The sequence below is a fragment of the Mesobacterium hydrothermale genome, assembly GCF_035818635.1.
In the GTDB taxonomy this organism is placed as follows: Bacteria; Pseudomonadota; Alphaproteobacteria; order Rhodobacterales; family Rhodobacteraceae; genus Mesobacterium_A; species Mesobacterium_A hydrothermale.
Genome location: NZ_JAYLLH010000002.1, coordinates 166,812 through 182,927 on the forward strand (window position 1 = coordinate 166,812; position 16,116 = coordinate 182,927).

21 protein-coding genes are annotated in these 16,116 nt (G+C 65.0%); 18 read left to right on the forward strand and 3 right to left on the reverse strand.

Annotated features, from left to right (window positions below; translation table 11 throughout):
* The first annotated feature begins 9 nt into the window (after positions 1 to 9).
* The 16 genes from VK792_RS02280 (at position 10) to VK792_RS02355 (ending at position 12,327) form a co-directional block, all read left to right on the forward strand.
* Positions 10 to 255: a hypothetical protein gene (locus VK792_RS02280; RefSeq protein WP_326295726.1), complete on the forward strand. Its 246-nt coding sequence runs from the start codon at positions 10 to 12 to the stop codon at positions 253 to 255.
* A gap of 24 nt (positions 256 to 279) precedes the next feature.
* Positions 280 to 627: a hypothetical protein gene (locus VK792_RS02285; protein WP_326295727.1), complete on the forward strand. Its 348-nt coding sequence runs from the start codon at positions 280 to 282 to the stop codon at positions 625 to 627.
* A 44-nt stretch (positions 628 to 671) separates the two neighbouring features.
* Positions 672 to 1,160 (forward strand): hypothetical protein, encoded by a 489-nt coding sequence (locus VK792_RS02290; RefSeq protein WP_326295728.1) that lies wholly within the window; start codon positions 672 to 674, stop codon positions 1,158 to 1,160.
* Positions 1,157 to 2,032 carry an ATP-binding protein gene (locus VK792_RS02295; RefSeq protein ID WP_326295729.1) on the forward strand — a complete coding sequence of 292 codons (876 nt, stop codon included), beginning with the start codon at positions 1,157 to 1,159 and terminating at the stop codon, positions 2,030 to 2,032. The genes VK792_RS02290 and VK792_RS02295 overlap by 4 nt, the downstream gene beginning before the upstream one ends.
* Positions 2,033 to 2,051: 19 nt before the next feature.
* Complete coding sequence (locus VK792_RS02300; protein ID WP_326295730.1) at positions 2,052 to 2,660, forward strand: hypothetical protein; 609 nt, start codon at positions 2,052 to 2,054, stop codon at positions 2,658 to 2,660.
* A 12-nt stretch (positions 2,661 to 2,672) separates the two neighbouring features.
* Positions 2,673 to 4,355: a DEAD/DEAH box helicase gene (locus tag VK792_RS02305; protein WP_326295731.1), complete on the forward strand. Its 1,683-nt coding sequence runs from the start codon at positions 2,673 to 2,675 to the stop codon at positions 4,353 to 4,355.
* Positions 4,352 to 4,570 carry a hypothetical protein gene (locus VK792_RS02310; protein ID WP_326295732.1) on the forward strand — a complete coding sequence of 73 codons (219 nt, stop codon included), beginning with the start codon at positions 4,352 to 4,354 and terminating at the stop codon, positions 4,568 to 4,570. Before VK792_RS02305 ends, VK792_RS02310 begins: the two co-directional genes overlap by 4 nt.
* Positions 4,563 to 4,769, forward strand: coding sequence for a DUF6511 domain-containing protein (locus tag VK792_RS02315; RefSeq protein WP_326295733.1), 207 nt, complete (start codon positions 4,563 to 4,565; stop codon positions 4,767 to 4,769). The genes VK792_RS02310 and VK792_RS02315 overlap by 8 nt, the downstream gene beginning before the upstream one ends.
* Positions 4,766 to 5,536: a hypothetical protein gene (locus tag VK792_RS02320; RefSeq protein ID WP_353962932.1), complete on the forward strand. Its 771-nt coding sequence runs from the start codon at positions 4,766 to 4,768 to the stop codon at positions 5,534 to 5,536. The genes VK792_RS02315 and VK792_RS02320 overlap by 4 nt, the downstream gene beginning before the upstream one ends.
* Positions 5,533 to 7,926 carry an AAA family ATPase gene (locus VK792_RS02325; RefSeq protein ID WP_326295735.1) on the forward strand — a complete coding sequence of 798 codons (2,394 nt, stop codon included), beginning with the start codon at positions 5,533 to 5,535 and terminating at the stop codon, positions 7,924 to 7,926. Before VK792_RS02320 ends, VK792_RS02325 begins: the two co-directional genes overlap by 4 nt.
* A gap of 275 nt (positions 7,927 to 8,201) precedes the next feature.
* The gene (locus VK792_RS02330; protein WP_326295736.1) at positions 8,202 to 8,720 is read left to right on the forward strand and encodes a hypothetical protein; all 519 of its coding nucleotides are present in this window, start codon (positions 8,202 to 8,204) and stop codon (positions 8,718 to 8,720) included.
* Positions 8,717 to 8,920, forward strand: a complete 204-nt coding sequence (locus VK792_RS02335; protein WP_435404819.1) for a hypothetical protein — start codon at positions 8,717 to 8,719, stop codon at positions 8,918 to 8,920. The genes VK792_RS02330 and VK792_RS02335 overlap by 4 nt, the downstream gene beginning before the upstream one ends.
* Positions 8,913 to 9,359 carry a DUF6362 family protein gene (locus VK792_RS02340; protein ID WP_326295737.1) on the forward strand — a complete coding sequence of 149 codons (447 nt, stop codon included), beginning with the start codon at positions 8,913 to 8,915 and terminating at the stop codon, positions 9,357 to 9,359. The genes VK792_RS02335 and VK792_RS02340 overlap by 8 nt, the downstream gene beginning before the upstream one ends.
* A gap of 399 nt (positions 9,360 to 9,758) precedes the next feature.
* Positions 9,759 to 11,105, forward strand: a complete 1,347-nt coding sequence (locus tag VK792_RS02345; protein WP_326295738.1) for a site-specific DNA-methyltransferase — start codon at positions 9,759 to 9,761, stop codon at positions 11,103 to 11,105.
* Between the two features lie 4 nt (positions 11,106 to 11,109).
* Positions 11,110 to 12,096 carry a DNA cytosine methyltransferase gene (locus tag VK792_RS02350; RefSeq protein WP_326295739.1) on the forward strand — a complete coding sequence of 329 codons (987 nt, stop codon included), beginning with the start codon at positions 11,110 to 11,112 and terminating at the stop codon, positions 12,094 to 12,096.
* Positions 12,097 to 12,105: 9 nt separating this feature from the next.
* A complete protein-coding gene (locus VK792_RS02355; RefSeq protein WP_326295740.1) occupies positions 12,106 to 12,327 on the forward strand; it encodes a DUF7220 family protein in 222 nt (73 codons plus the stop codon).
* A 56-nt stretch (positions 12,328 to 12,383) separates the two neighbouring features.
* Here VK792_RS02355 and VK792_RS02360 read toward each other — a convergent pair whose 3' ends face one another.
* From VK792_RS02360 to VK792_RS02370, 3 genes are all read right to left on the reverse strand, one after another.
* Positions 12,384 to 12,905 (reverse strand): DUF3489 domain-containing protein, encoded by a 522-nt coding sequence (locus tag VK792_RS02360; RefSeq protein WP_326295741.1) that lies wholly within the window; start codon positions 12,903 to 12,905, stop codon positions 12,384 to 12,386.
* Between the two features lie 94 nt (positions 12,906 to 12,999).
* Complete coding sequence (locus tag VK792_RS02365) at positions 13,000 to 13,305, reverse strand: hypothetical protein (RefSeq protein ID WP_326295742.1); 306 nt, start codon at positions 13,303 to 13,305, stop codon at positions 13,000 to 13,002.
* 11 nt (positions 13,306 to 13,316) lie between these two features.
* Positions 13,317 to 13,499 carry a hypothetical protein gene (locus VK792_RS02370; RefSeq protein ID WP_326295743.1) on the reverse strand — a complete coding sequence of 61 codons (183 nt, stop codon included), beginning with the start codon at positions 13,497 to 13,499 and terminating at the stop codon, positions 13,317 to 13,319.
* 109 nt (positions 13,500 to 13,608) lie between these two features.
* Here VK792_RS02370 and VK792_RS02375 point away from each other — a divergent pair, with 109 nt between their 5' ends.
* Complete coding sequence (locus VK792_RS02375) at positions 13,609 to 14,169, forward strand: hypothetical protein (protein WP_326295744.1); 561 nt, start codon at positions 13,609 to 13,611, stop codon at positions 14,167 to 14,169.
* The gene (locus VK792_RS02380) at positions 14,117 to 16,105 is read left to right on the forward strand and encodes a phage terminase large subunit family protein (RefSeq protein WP_326295745.1); all 1,989 of its coding nucleotides are present in this window, start codon (positions 14,117 to 14,119) and stop codon (positions 16,103 to 16,105) included. The genes VK792_RS02375 and VK792_RS02380 overlap by 53 nt, the downstream gene beginning before the upstream one ends.
* The last annotated feature ends 11 nt before the right edge of the window (positions 16,106 to 16,116 follow it).

Here is a 16,116-nt window from a genome sequence, read left to right on the forward strand (position 1 = left end):
TCGATCCGCATGATCCGCAAAGCCGACCTCTTGTCCGCAGACCTCAAGCGCATCCCCGGCCTCTACCGCCGCTGGGAGCTGCCGGAAATCCTGAAAAACCACCGCACCTACCGCATCGAGAAGGCTGGCACCCATCAGGATGGGACCACGCTTATCGCCATCTATGCCGACGGTGCCAACCCCGACACTGCCTCGCCCGATGACACCGACCCGCCCGTGGCTCTGCCTGGGACGAGTTCGTCGGGGCGTGGGTAGAGGCCTGAAAAGGAGATCATGTTCATGGATATCATACCCAGCATCACGGTTCGCAGTCGTCACCCTCTCAGCGAGATCGAATTCTGTGCCTGGGTGGCGCAGGCCGCTCCCGGTGACCGGCTTGAGTATCACTGCGGCTTTCTCGTGCTCGACACTTTCGCGCTGTTTTCTCGGCTCGACGATCAGGGCCGCAGCGAACTTTGCAAGCTGGCTGGGCGGGCATTTTGGACTGCCGAACAGGGGCTTGTGCATCTGGTGCAGGAGCGCGTGGGGCCCGATCAGTTCGCCTACATCGCCGTCGCCCGGCCCAAGCCGAAAGCCGCTGCCGTCTCGCTGCCCGAGTTGTTGCTCGCCGAACAGGAGGCCGCGTGATGTCCGCATTCCAATCCTTTTTCACCGATCACGGAGACCCTTTCATGCCATTCCCCGAGAACACACCCACACCGGATGATCTACCTCAGCTGAGCGCGGCCGAGATCGCCGATTTGCCGGTTGAATTGCTGGCCACCCTGCAGCGCGAGATTGATGAGCGCCTGAAGTTGGTCAAATCGGCCAAGGCCCGGCTCGATAGTGCGCTGACCGTGCGCTACGCCAGCCGCGCCACCGAAGAGCGCTTGGCCGCTGGTAAGGACGCCGGAACAATCCGGTTTGACGATGGTGATTTCACCGTGGTCGCTGATCTGCCGAAGCGGGTGGATTGGGATCAGGACCAGTTGGCCGACATTGTCGCGCGCATCCGCGATGCCGGTGACGATCCCGCCGAATATGTCGATCTGGCCTACAAGGTGCCCGAGCGTAAATTCGCGGCCTGGCCCGAGGCGATCCGTCAGGGCTTTGAGCCCGCACGCACCGTGCGCCCCGGCACGCTGAAAATCGAGCTTCAGGCGCAGGGAGGGCAGCAATGAGCCTCCCGATCATCAGCGCCGACGAACGTCTGTCTGAGCCACGCGGCATCAAAGGCTGCATCTTCGGCAAGAGCGGAATTGGCAAAACCAGCCTGCTCTGGACCCTCGATCCAGAGCGTACTCTGTTCATGGATCTTGAAGCGGGCGATCTTGCGATCGAGGGCTGGACGGGTGACAGCATCCGGCCGCGCACCTGGACGGAATGCCGGGATTTCGCGGTGTTCATCGGTGGGCCCAACCCGGCTTTGCGGGATGAGCAGCCTTACAGCCCGGCGCACTATGCCGCTGTCTGCGACCGCTTCGGTGATCCGGCAGAACTCGATCGCTACGACACCATCTTCGTGGACTCGATCACCGTCGCCGGGCGGCTATGTTTCGGCTGGTGCAAGGGCCAGCCCGAAGCGCTGTCGGAGAAGACCGGTAAGCCCGATGTGCGCGGTGCCTACGGGCTCCATGGCCGCGAGATGATCGGCTGGCTCACCCATCTGCAGCACACGCGGGCCAAGAATGTCTGGTTCGTCGGGATCCTCGACGAGAAGCTCGACGACTTCAATCGCAAGATCTTCCAGCCGCAGATCGACGGCTCGAAGACCGGGCTGGAACTGCCGGGGATCGTCGATGAGGTGATCACGATGGCAGAGTTGCCGTCTGACGGCGGCGATCCCTACCGCGCCTTTGTTTGCCACACGATCAATCCCTGGGGCTTTCCGGCGAAGGATCGCTCCGGTCGGCTCACCCAAGTCGAAGAGCCCCATCTCGGCCGCCTGATGGCGAAAATTCGGACGCCCGCGACCCCGCCAACGGATCGCCTGACCTACGCTCCGCCGCCTGCCGAACCGGCCGGTGCCGACCAATCCCAACCGCAATCCTGACCAGAAAAGGAGGTTCCCCATGGGTTCCTGGAACGATTTCAACGACGCGCAGAGCAATACCAACCTCATCCCCAAGGGCACACTGGCCAAGGTGCGCCTGACCATCCGCCCCGGCGGCTTCGACGACGCCTCGCAGGGCTGGACTGGCGGCTATGCCACGCGCGGCTCCACCGGCGCGGTGTACCTCAACGGCGAGTTCACCGTGACCGAGGGGCAATATGCCCGGCGCAAGATCTTCACGCTGATTGGACTGCATAGCCCCAAGGGGCCTGACTGGGCCAATATGGGCCGCAGCCTGGTACGCGGAATGCTGAACTCGGCGCGCGGGATTTCCGACAAGGACATGTCGCCGGAAGCGCAGGCCGCGCGGAGGATCAACGGTTTCGCCGATCTGGATGGGATCGAGTTCGTCGCCCGCATCGATATCGGCGCCGATGCCAGCGGTGACGACAAAAACGAGATCCGCAGCGCGGTGACGCCCGATCACCGTGACTATGCGCAGATCATGGGCACGGCGCCGCTTCAGTTCAGCGGCAATGCCCCGCAGCAGGATACCGCCGCCGCGCCCCAATCCAACCAGTCAGCAGCCAACCCCGGTGCCCCCGGGCGGCCCAGCTGGGCGCAGTAAGGGGGATCGAGCATGCGCCTGCGTCCCCGCCAGAAGACCTTTGTCGAGCGCAGTGTTGCTGCACTCGGCCAGCACGGCAACACGCTTGGTGTGGCTCCCACCGGCGCGGGCAAAACGATCATGCTCTCGGCGGTCACCGGCGCGATGCTCGGTGATGGCGCCAAAGCTTGCGTGTTGGCGCATCGAGACGAACTGACGGCGCAGAACCGCGCCAAGTTCCAGCGCGTGGTGCCGGAGGTGTCCACCTCGGTGATCGATGCCACCGAAAAGTCCTGGGGCGGCGACGTCACCTTCGCCATGGTGCCGACGCTGGCTCGGGCCCCGAACCTGGCCGACATGCCGCGCCTCGACCTGCTTGTGATCGACGAGGCGCATCACGCGGTGGCGGACAGCTACCGACGCATCATCGACCGGGTGCGTGATGCCAACCCGGATGCACGGATCTTCGGTGTGACGGCAACACCGACCCGGGGCGACAAGAAAGGACTGCGCGAGGTCTTCGACAATGTCGCCGACCAGGTGCGTCTGGGCGAGTTGATCGCGTCGGGTCACCTCGTGCCGCCGCGCACCTTCGTCATCGATGTTGGCGTGCAGGAGGAATTGAAATCGGTCTGCAAGACCAGCGCGGATTTCGACATGACCGAGGTGGCGGACATCATGGACCGCGCGCCGGTCACCGACGAGGTGATCCGCCATTGGCGTGAGAAGGCAGGCGACAGGCAGACCGTCGTGTACTGTTCAACAGTCGCCCATGCGGACCATGTGACCGAGGCGTTCAAGGCGGCTGGTATTTCCGCCGAGCTGATCCATGGCGACTTGGCGGCCGAGGCCCGCAAGTCCATCCTTGCCGACTACACGGCAGGCGTCATCCGCGTGATCGTCAACGTCGCCGTGTTGACGGAAGGTTGGGATCACCCACCCACGTCTTGCGTCGTGCTGCTGCGGCCCAGCTCCTACAAATCCACCATGATCCAGATGGTCGGGCGCGGGTTGCGCACGGTCGATCCCGAGGAACACCCCGGCATCGTCAAGACCGACTGCGTGGTGCTGGATTTCGGGACCTCGAGCCTGATCCACGGCACGCTGGAACAGGATGTCGATCTGGACGGCAAGATCGCCACCGGTGACGCCCCGTCCAAATCCTGCCCGGCCTGCGCGGCGGAGATCCCGCTCGCCGCCACCGAATGCCCGCTCTGTGGCGAAGTCTTGCTGCAGGACGAAGGCGAGACCGGCGCCGACGCTGCCCCGCTCTCGGGCTTTGTCATGACCGAGATCGACCTGCTGAAACGCTCGAGCTTCGCATGGGTCAATCTCTTCGGGACGGACGATGCGCTGATGGCCACGGGTTTCACGGCCTGGGGCGGCATCTTCTGGATGGACGGGGTCTGGTACGCCATCGGCGGGGCCAAGGGCGAGCGGCCACGTCTTTTGGGCGTCGGCGAACGCACCGTCTGCCTCGCACAGGCCGATGATTGGCTGAACACCCACGAGAGCGACGAAAGCGCCTTCAAGACCAAGTCGTGGCTGCGCCAGCCACCGACGGACAAGCAGCTGAAATACCTGCCGCCCGAGTGCCGGCACGACTTCGGCCTGACGCGCTATCGCGCTTCTGCCCTGATGACCTTCGGCTTCAACAAACGCGCCATCCAGGCCGCCGTGAACGCGGTGGCCGGATCCGAACGGAGAGCGGCATGACCCATGAAACCTTCAGCCTCTATCACAGCCGAGGAGCGGCGTATTCTCTGGCATCCTCGTGGCACGCTCTGTGCTGTCTGCCGGCAACCCACGCGTGGTTTTGGCTGGCGCGATCCGGTCCGATCGAAACAGCCCCGGCCATCGGTCTGGTTCTGCTCGATGCCCTGCCAAGGCTTCTGGACGCGTTTGGCGCGGGAGCGTTTTGCCATGGTTGATCTGACCGAAGAGGAACGCGCTGCCATCACTGCCACCATGAAACGCGTGGCACTCCTGATGGAGGAAATCGGCTGGCAGACCGCACTTGCGGACCTGACAGAGGCGCAGGTGCGCGCCCTGATCGAGGAGGCAGTCGAGGGTTTCCGCGAGGCCATGGCCGACATTGCCAAATCAAACGCGCCGGAGATCCCGTTTTGACATTGGACTTCAATCACCGCCCCTCCATAGCCGAGCGGATCAACGCGCTCGTTGACGCGGCCCTAATTTCCGAGCGCGAGGCCACACCGCCTCGGACCTATCTCGGCGCCTCTCGCCTTGGGCATGCCTGCGAACGCGCGCTTCAGTTCGAATTTGCCGGTGCGCCAGTAGATGAAGGCGCGGCGTTCAGCGGCCAGACGCTGCGCATCTTCGCTATCGGTCACCAGCTCGAGGATCTGGCGATCCGCTGGCTGCGCGGCGCCGGGTTCGACCTATACACGCGCAAGGGCAACCGGCCAGATGGCGGCCAGTTCGGGTTCTCCGTCGCGGGCGGTCGCATCAGGGGCCATGTCGATGGGATCATCGCCGATGCCCCGGCAGCCCTTGGTCTGCGCGCCCCGGCGCTTTGGGAATGCAAGACCATGAACGCCAAGAACTGGCGCGCCTGCGTCAAGGACGGGGTCACGGTTTCCAAGCGCGTCTATGCCGCCCAGATCGCGATCTATCAGGCCTATATGGAGCCTGCGGTGCCAGGGATTTCGACCGCACCGGCGTTGTTCACGGCGATCAACAAGGATACGGCAGAGCTCCACCACGAGCTTGTCCCCTTCGATGCCGATCTGGCGCAGCGCATGTCCGACCGCGCCGTGCGGATCCTGCAAGCCGCCGACGCCGGTGAACTGCTGCCGCGCATCGCCTCTAACCGCGACTTCTTTGAATGCCGCTTCTGCGCCCATGCCGAGCGGTGCTGGGGCCTCGCCAAATGACCGATGAGCCGATCGATCCCGACGAGGACGCGTCCATGCGCGACGATATGGTGGCCGATGCGCCCAAAGAGAATGTCGTACACTTCAACCCGTGGCGCGATTTCAACGACGCGGCACCGCAGATTGACGTGTTCGGCGATGAGCCGGACCCCGAGCAGATCGCCCAGTTCATGCAGGTCGTCTTTGGCTACTGCGATGGCCTGATCCCGGTCCGAAGCTTTATCGACAAGGGTCAGGGCATCGACGGCCGCCCGCATAACATCTGGCTCGAGGCGGACCGGGCCGCCCCCGAGAAGATGGCGACCTTCGCAACATGGGCCTCGCGCGAGGGAGCAGCGGTCTACGTGATCCCCGGCACCGTGGCCGCGTCCGGCCAGGCCAAGGCAGCGGAAATCCTGCAGATGCAAACCGTCGTGGTCGATCTCGACACCGGCGACATCGCTGCCAAGCGTGCGCACCTCGAACGCCACCTCGGCGCGCCGACCATGGTGGTGGAAAGCGGCGGCGTAACGCCCGAGGGCCAGCGGAAAGCTCACGTCTGGTGGATGCTGACCGAGCCTGCGGAAGGTGAAGACATCGCCCGTGTCTGCCGTCTGCGCGGTGACATTGCCGCCAAGGTCGGCGGTGACATGCATTTCCGCTCGGCCCACCAGCCCATCCGCGTGGCGGGCTCTGTCTATTACAAGAACAGCCTGAAAACGCAGGTGCGTATTGTCGAGGTGAACGCCGGCCTCGAACGCGATCTGGCCGAGTTCATCGAAGCAGTCGCTGACATGCCGCCTGCGCCGGGCGTGTCGCTGCAGCCCGAGTTTACCCATTCCGACAAGCCCGCCTTGGACGAGGTGCTGGTGACGCCAGTGCGTGAGGGCGCGCAAGACGATTGGTCTCGCTTCGAGGGAGCATCCGCCGCGATCGGCCATTTCATACGCATGGTCCACGAAGGCCGGATGACAAAAGACGAAGGCTGGGAAGGCATCTGCGGCTACAACGCCGCGATGCTGCGGCCGCAATGGCCGATCGAGCGGCTCAAGCGCGAGTCCGAGCGTCTTTGGGAGCGGCATGTTGAGAAATACGGACCGCCGCTGATCCGGCTGGTCTCCGGCGCACCGGGGCCACAGGACATGCCCGCCTTCACGCTGGGCGCGTTGCTGGACGACCAGAGCCCCATGCCGGAGGACATCATTGCTCCGCGCGTGCTGACGCCCGGCGGGCTCTTGGTGCTGGGTGGCGCGCCCAAGGTGGGCAAAAGCGACCTGCTGATCTCCTGGCTCGTGCACATGGCGGCAGGCGTGCCGTTCCTCGGCTTCACGCCGCCACGGCCGCTGCGGGTCTTCTATCTGCAGGCCGAGATCCAGTATCACTATCTGCGCGAACGTCTGAAGCAGATCGCGCTGCCACCAAAGGTGCTGGCCGCCGCGCGCGACACCTTCGTCGCCACGCCCAAGCTGAAGATGCTGCTCGACAATGAGGGCAGCGTCCGCGTGGCGCGTGCTGTCCAGACCGCGTTCCCCGACGCGCCGCCCAACATCCTCTGCGTCGACCCGATCCGCAATCTCTTCGACGGCGGACCCGATGGGGGAGGCGAGAATGACAACACCGCCATGATGTTCTTCCTAAAGGAACGCGTCGAGGTGCTGCGCGACCATATCGACGCCGACTGCGGGGTGATCCTGGTCCACCACACCAAGAAGCTCAGCAAGCAACAGGTGAAGGACGATCCCTTCCTCGCGCTCTCCGGCGCAAGTGCGCTGCGCGGCTTCTACACCTCCGGCCTGATCCTGCACCGACCCGATGAAGAAGCCCCAGAACGCAAGCTGGAAATTGAGCTCCGAAATGGTCCCGCGCTGCATGGCAAGCTGATCGACAAGATCGGCGGTAAATGGGTTGAGATAAACCCGATGAACGAGCGGCTGGTGCGCAAAGAGGTCGGGGCAAAGCACGACGCCGAACGCAATCGCAAGCGGGATGTCATCTTGGACCTTCTGTTTGAGGAGGCCGCCGGCGGCCATCTCTACACGACCATGCAGTTCGCCGAGGCTTTCGAGAACCAGGGCGGGCTTGGCAGCAAATACACGATCCGCGAACGGTTGAGCGTGTTGGCCACCAAAGGCCATGTGAAATTCCTGCGCGATGGCAGCGCCTTTGGCTATCCGAAGGTCAGATCCCGCTTCGGATATCTGTGCGTCAATGGGATGCGGTTTCGCCCTGAAGAGCGTGTCGATCAGGAGACCGGAGAGGTCTTCGAAAACGCCGATCCCGTCCTTCCCAGCCACTACAAATGCCCCAACTCCGGGGTCTGCATGGACGTCGAGAACCCGGCCGTTTGGGTCTATCCCGAGACGGTTTCAGAGGACGATCTGGGCTCACTAACTCCTAAGAGTGAGGCCTAACTCCTATGTCCTCCCTAACTCCTGTCTCAATGAAATCAACAACTTACCCCACAAGAGGAGTTAGTGGCCGAACTCCTCCCCAACTCCTCCGAACTCCTCGTTTTTCGTTCTTGATCAGCGTGTTACCCGAAAAAGAGGAGTTAGTGTGGAAAGCCCCCATACTACGTATGGGGGCCAACCAGCAGGTTTGGCCCCGTCCCATACGTCGTGGGGTATCCGCGCACGGGCCGATCTGCCCCGCACCTTTCACCTTTCGAGCAGCAATGGAGATGACAATGTCGAACAGGCAAATTGAAACCGTGTGCGAACACCAGACGATGGCTTTGTCGGGGACCATCCTTGCCCTGGATCTCGGGACCACAACCGGATGGGCGCTACGCTCCGCGGACGGCCTTGTCACCAGCGGGACGGCTTCGTTCAAACCCGGCCGCTATGACGGTGGTGGGATGCGATACCTGCGGTTCACGAACTGGCTGGGCGAGTTGGAGGGGTTGTCCGGCCCCATCGCAGCGATCTGGTTCGAGGAAGTCCGGCGCCACGCAGGGACTGATGCGGCGCATGTCTATGGCGGCCTGATGGCCACGCTGACCGCATGGGCCGAGATGCGCGGCGTGCCTTACCAAGGCGTGCCTGTCGGGACGATCAAGCGCCACGCCACTGGCAAGGGCAACGCCAACAAGGCGGCCATGATCGCCGCCGCCAAGGCACGCGGCTTCAGCCCGGCTGATGACAACGAGGCTGATGCCATCGCGATCCTGCACTGGGCGATCGAGACCGAAGGAGGCGTGGCATGAGCCGCATGCGCTTCGCCCCTCGCGGCTTTGGAGGCACCCGCCGCAGCCCCGATCAGGTCAAACGGGATGGCTGGAAAGAACAGGGTGTTCTGGCTGTCTCCGTCGATGACAATCGCCTCACCTGGCCGGAACGCGAGTTGGTCCGTCAGCTTGGCGAGCGCCTCTATGGCAAACGGGAACCGGAGGCGCGCCATGACTGAGTGGACCACAGCGCGCGTGGAGGACCGGCTGGAGAGCGCGGCCGACGTCTTTCGCACCTTGCCCGGCGTCATGCCGCAGGGTTTTTTCAACGCCTGGCCCGAGTATTTTCACAGCTTCGCGGACAAGGTCGGTCAGGAGCCACAGATGCGTCGGCCCCGGCCGGGACCGCGCCAGATCTCTGAAGCCGAAGAGGCTTTGCTCTGGCTGCGTTGGCTGGAACGGGACGATGCCCGAATCGTCTGGCTACGCGCCGAACGAACGGCGTGGAAACCGATCTGCTGGGAGATGGGGCTGAGCCGCCCGGCGGCCAACCGCCATTGGCAATACGGTCTCGCGCTGATCACCTGGCGACTCAATGGTCGCGTGCCGCCCTCGAAGCGGTCACGGCGTTTCGTGGTTGAGAACGCGAACAACCTGTCAAGAAAAATCGTCCTGTGACAGAATTTTCAGTGAGACATCGCAAAGTGTTACAGTTTCCGGCCGAGAGGCTACAAATTGGATATGCTCGGGAGAGGCGCGTGCGGTACGGACTGCGGCGCTGGACCCCGGGGTCCAACCAAGGGTCCAGCTAGGGTCCAATCGGCTAACCCACTGACTTCACGGGTCCTTCTGGGCCACAAACGTATACGGGGGGGCGCAGCGCGCAAAATCGCCAGCGACAGGGCCGGATTTTTGGGAAGCCACCCGGAATCCGGATCCACCCGAACCCGGTAAAAACCCAATAAACACTGGCCTTCCGTCCGGATACCCCGGACGCCGCTGGATCCCGCGAGGAGTCCAGCGCGGCATTCGGAATCCACCCCGCCGGAATCCACCACCACTCACGGAACACTGCCCATGACGCTGAGCTTCGCCCCCGAGCGGATCGAAACCTGGCCGCTGGCCAAGCTCCAGCCCTACGCGAAGAACGCGAAGGTGCATGGGGATACCCAAGTCGCGAAGATCGCCGCCAGCATGGCCGAGTTCGGCTGGACCGTGCCGTGCCTCGTCGGCGAGGACGGGGAGTTGATCGCCGGCCACGGCCGGGTTCTGGCCGCGACGCAGCTCGGACTGACCGAGGCACCGGTGATCGTGCTGGGCCACCTGACCGAGGCGCAGCGGCGGGCCTATCGTCTGGCCGACAATAAATTGACCGAACTCGGAACATGGGACGAGGCGCTGCTCTCGGCCGAGTTGCAGGATCTGCTGGCCGACGATTACGACTTGTCGCTCGTGGGCTTCTCGGACGGCGAACTCGACAAGCTGCTGGCCCTCGATCCGGACGGGGGCGGTGAAGAAGAAGGTGGCGCCGGGGGCTCGGTGCCTCCGGTGACCATCCCCGAACCGCCCCGCAACCCCGTGTCGCGGACGGGCGATCTGTGGATCCTCGGGGATCATCGGCTGCTGTGTGGAGACAGCACCAGCGAGACGGACGTCCGCCGCCTGATGAACGGCGAGCGCGCGATCCTGTTCGCGACCGACCCGCCGTATCTGGTGGACTACGACGGCTCGAACCATCCGACCCGCAACAAGGACTGGTCCGCCTCCTACGGCACGACCTGGGATGACAGTTCGCAGGGCGCCGAGCTCTACGACGGGTTCATCGCGGCGGCGGTGGCGGAAGCCATCACCGAGGATGCGGCCCGGTACTGCTGGCACGCCTCGCGTCGCCAGGCGATGCTGGAGGCCTGCTGGGAAAAGGCTGGGGCCTTCGTGCACCAGCAGATCATCTGGGTGAAGGACCGAGGTGTGCTGACCCGCTCGCATTACCTCTGGAAGCACGAGCCCTGTTTCATGGGCTGGCGCCGCCCGAACCGCCCGCCGAAGGTGGCCGAGGAAACCTTGCCGTCCACTTGGGAAATGCCGTCCTTCGCGAAGGACGAGCGGCCCGACCACCCGACGCCGAAACCACTCGATGCGTTCGGCATCCCGATGCGCCAGCACGTGGCTCGCGGCGGGCTCTGCTACGAGCCCTTCTCCGGCTCCGGCTCGCAGATCATGGCCGGCGAAGCCAACGGCCGCCGCGTCTACGCCATGGAGATCAGCCCGGCCTATGTCGACGTCGCCGTTGAGCGCTGGCAGGCCGGGACCGGCCGCGATGCGATCCTCGATGGCGATGGACAGACTTTCGCGCAGGTGAAAGCCGAGCGGCTGAAAAAGGCCCCGGCAGACACCGCCCAATCCGAACAGAAGCCCGCAGCCTGAGGCAATGCATGACCTGGCTCTACCTTCCGCCGGCCTGTCTGCCGGAGCCGGAGACCTGTTCGGGCTCTCGCTCTGCTCCGGCGCAGGCGGGCTCGACCTCGGGCTCGCCATCGCCTTGCCCGGATATCGAACTGTGGGCCATGTCGAACGGGAAACCTACGCCGCGGCCATTCTCGTGGCCCGGATGGAAGAGGCGGCCCTGGATTGCGCGCCTGTCTGGGACGACGTTGCCAGCTTCGACGGCCGCCCGTGGCGCGGGGCGGTGGACATCATCACTGCGGGATATCCGTGCCAGCCGTTCTCGGTCGCGGGCAAGCGCCGGGGCGCGGACGACCCGCGCCACCTCTGGCCGCATGTCGCCCGCATCGTCGGCGAGGTCGAGCCGCCCTTCGTCTTCCTCGAGAACGTCGCCCATCATCTCCGCCTCGGCTTTCCCGAAGTCGCCGGAGGATTGGTCGGCATGGGCTACCGCCTTGCGGCAGGCCTCTTCACGGCGGCGGAAGTCGGCGCGCCGCACAGGCGCGAACGGATCTTCATCCTCGCCCACCGCGAGCGCGACCAACTGGCCGACCCCGCGCGCCTGCTCGGGGACCCGCTCGAGCGGCGGCAACCGGACCGAGGTGCTCGCCCGCTGGCCGACCCCGATGGCGAGCGACGGGAACAAGCCGAGCGCGGGCAAGCGAAAGGCGGCCGACCTGACCGGCGTCAGCCGGATGTGGATGACGCCGACGGCGCGGGATCACAAGGACGGGGCGACGACGTTGGCGAACACGCCAGTGAATGGCCTGCTTGGCCGCCAGGTCCTTATGACGCCCACGGTTGGGAGCGATACCTCGAAATCGTCCCGGACGCTGAACCCAGCATTCGTCGAGGCGCTGATGGGCTGGCCAACCGGGTGGACCGCCTTCGGCTCTGTGGCAACGGCGTGGTCCCGCTGGTTGCCGCGCATGCGCTTCGAGCTTTGGCGGCTGAATTGCTGGCCGATGGATGAGGACGTGGCATGAAACAGAGCCGCACCATGTCGTTGGTCGAGGCGGCAACGAACGTCGTCGTCGGCTATGTTCTGGCCATCGCCACTCAGCTCGTCGTGTTCCCGTGGTTTGGGATCGAGACGGGCCTGGCGGAGCATCTGACCATCGGCCTCGCTTTCGTCGGCGTCTCGCTGGTGCGGTCCTTCGCCCTGCGTCGCCTGTTCGAGGCGATCCGAATCCGGGGCACGTAATGAAGAACCGCCGCCCGACATTGGGCGGCGGCAACAGGACATCGAAGCAGCGGCAGTCAGTCGCGGATAGCGTAAACGCGGCCTCTGCCTTCGACCTTCTCGGAGGTGATCGTCAGCCCGAGCCGCTTCTTCAGCGCTCCGGCAAGCGCGCCTCGAATCGTGTGGGACCGCCATTGAAGCGCCATGGCGATCTCGTCGATGGTGGCGCCGTCCTCGGCGCGGAGCATCTCGATCAACTTCGCCTGTTTCGTGCCGGTGCGCGGTGTGCGCGCCTCGGGCGCGGGGTTGATGTCCGTTTGCTCCGGCTCGATACCGATGGCCGCGAGACCCGCGTCGGTGATGTGCAGCAGGATGGCGCGACCGTCTTCGTCGTTGCGCCAGATCCGATTGAGCGCAGGATCGGCCTTCGCGCGTTGGTCGGTCACGGTTTCGGCGATCAGCCCGCGCTTCATGAGCGTGCCGATCACTTTCTGCGCCGCACCTCCGCGCAAGCTGCCAGGCAGCGGCAGGACGTTGCGGTCGTTACGCTGCGCGGCGACGCTGAGGATCACGAGTTGGGTATCGGATAGCTTGGTCATTTGGGATCTCCGTGTTCGGGGCTACGACTGTCGGGGCCCTCCCACGACCCCAAGCCCGCCAGTGGGCGGGCAGGAGTTCCGGCCGAGCCGGAGATCACTCGGCGTATTCGTCTTCACCGAAGGCGCTGTCGGTGATGCGCTTCAGCAGGCTGGCGTAGTGTTCGAGGGTCCCGACCATAGCCCAACCCACCTCGTCGGGGTGGCAGTTGAAATGATCGTCGCTGAGCGCCTGCAAGCGGGCCAGCATCTCGTCGATCTCGACCTTTTTGCCAATGAAGGCGGCGAGCGCGTTCGCCCGGTTCCTCGAACCGGTGGCGGAACCGGGCTCACCGTGGTTGCGCCGGGCCTTCTCGGCGCGCAGTTCATGGCGGGGTGTGGTTTGCGGGTTGAGGCGGGTCATTCGTATTCTCCTCACTTTGTCCGCTTGATCATGGCGAGGATGGCGCAGGCCATGCCGCCGAGAAACTCGCTGCGGCGGAAGACGATCTCGTCGATCTCGCTGGCGCGGTCGATGGCAGGGTCGACCGCGAGGTCATCGGCCATGTGCGGCAGCAGGCGGCGGGCTTCGGTGTTGTAGCGTTCGGCGAGGGTCATGGCGGGCTCCATGGTGAGTTGCATCGTCCCTGTGATGACACGTTCGCTCTGAAGGGGAGGCTTATCAACAACATAAGCACATGATTTTGCATGATAATCGGAGCGCGCCATGGAGGGTTTGAGCGAGCGCCAGTATGCCGCCCGTGTCGGTCTGTCGCGCGGTGCGATCCAGAAGGCCAAGGCGACGGGGCGGCTGGTCCTGCACGAAGATGGCAGCATCGACGCGGAGGCCAGCGATGCCCTGCGCGCGCAGTCGACCGATCCGTCGAAGACGCGGAAACCCCCGCAGCCGAAGCTGAAGCCCGTATCGGAAGCGGCGGTGTCCGCCGTTGGCGAGACGCTCAAGGAACAGGGGATGGCCGCGCCGCCGGTCGGCAGCGGCACCACCTTTCTGCAGGCCAAGACGGCGAACGAAGTGCTGAAGGCGCAGGAGCGGCGCATCCGGCTGCAAAAGCTGAAAGGCGAATTGATCGACCGGGCCCGCGCGCTGGCGCTGGTCTTCCGACTGGCGCGGCAGGAGCGCGATGTCTGGGTCAACTGGCCCGCGCGCGCCGCGGCTCTGATGGCGGCTGACTTGGGCGTCGACCCCGCCAAGATGCAGAAAGTTCTGGAGAAACATGTCCGTGCCCAGCTCGACGAACTCGCCGAGGTCAAACCCGATCTCCGGTGAAGATTTCGATGGCGCGGCGGCGATCCTGCGCGCCTGGGGTGAAGGCCTCAAACCGGATCCGGACCTGACGGTGTCGGAGTGGGCGGATCGGCACCGGATGCTTTCGGGCCGCGCTTCGGCCGAACCGGGGCGATATCGCACGGCCCGCACGCCCTACATGGGCGAGATCATGGATCGGCTGTCGCCCGGAGACCCGACGCAGCGGATCGTGTTCATGAAGGCCGCGCAGGTCGGGGCGACGGAAGCTGGCAACAACTGGATCGGGTTCGCCATCCACCAGGCGCCGGGCCCGATGCTGGCGGTCCAGCCGACGGTGGAACTGGCAAAACGGAACTCGCGCCAGCGGATCGACCCGCTGATCGACGAAAGCCCGGAACTGCGCGAACGGGTCAAACCGGCGCGCTCGCGGGACGCCGGCAACACCATGCTGTCCAAGGAATTCGCGGGCGGGATCCTGATCATGACCGGGGCGAATTCGGCGGTCGGGCTGCGGTCCACGCCGGCGCGCTACATCTTTCTCGACGAGGTCGATGCCTATCCGGCTTCTGCCGACGAGGAAGGCGATCCGGTCACGCTGGCCGAGGCCCGGTCGCTGACCTTTGCCCATCGGCGCAAGGTGTTCCTGGTCTCGACCCCGACGATCCGGGGACTGTCGCGCATCGAGCGCGAGTTCGAGGCATCGGACCAGCGCCGCTTCTTCGTGCCATGTCCGCATTGCGGGCAGATGCAGTGGCTGAAGTTCGAGCGGCTGCGTTGTCAGAAGGGACAGCCGGAAACGGCGGAATATCACTGCGAGGGCTGCGAGCAGCCCATCGCGGAACATCACAAGACGGCCATATTGCAGGCTGGCGAATGGCGTCCGACCGCCACGGCGGCCGATCCCAATACCGTCGGCTATCACCTCTCGGCGCTCTATTCGCCCATCGGCTGGTTGAGCTGGGAGCGGATCGTGCGGGCCTGGGAGGCGGCGCAGGGGTCGGACGAGGCGATCAAGGCGTTCCGCAACACGATCCTCGGCGAGACATGGGTCGAGACCGGCGAGGCACCCGACTGGCAGCGTCTTTACGACCGCCGCGAGCGCTGGAAACCGGGCATTGTCCCGGCGGGTGGGCTGTTCCTCACCGCCGGGGCCGACGTTCAGAAGGACCGGATCGAGGTCGATGTCTGGGCCTGGGGCCGTGGGCTGGAAAGCTGGCTCGTCGATCATATCGTTATCGAAGGCGGGCCGGACCGGCAGGATGCCTGGGGCGACCTGACGGTATTGCTCGGCCGCACCTGGCCGCACGAACGTGGCGCGCATCTGAAGATCGCGCGGCTGGCCATCGATACGGGCTACGAGGCCCCGGCGGTCTATGGTTGGGCGCGGGCCCAAGGCTTTGCGCAGGTCGCGCCTGTGAAGGGCGTCGAGGGGTTTAATCGCGCCAGCCCGGTGTCCGGGCCGACTTACGTGGACGCGACAGAAGGCGGCAAGCGCCTGCGCCGGGGCGCGCGGCTCTGGACCGTGGCGGTGTCAACCTTCAAGGCCGAGACCTATCGCTTCCTGCGCCTCTCGCGGCCCACCGACGAGGATCTGGCCAAGGGGGCGGCGTTCCCGGCCGGCACGGTTCATCTGCCGCATTGGGTCGAGAACGAGTGGCTGAAGCAGTTCGTCGCCGAGCAGTTGGTGACGATCCGAACGAAACGCGGCTTTGCCCGGCTGGAATGGCAGAAGCTCCGCGAACGCAACGAGGCGCTGGACTGCCGGGTCTACGCCCGCGCCGCCGCCTGGATCGCCGGCGCGGATCGCTGGTCTGAGGAGAAATGGCGCGACCTCGAGGATCAGCTTGGGGTCGCTGATCCTTCCGCGGATCCCGCGGGGCAGATCAACAGGCAGGCGCAGACGTCGCAAGGAAAACGCCGATCCGACTGGCTAGGACGACGCGGAGGATGGTTTTGAGTGAGGACCGG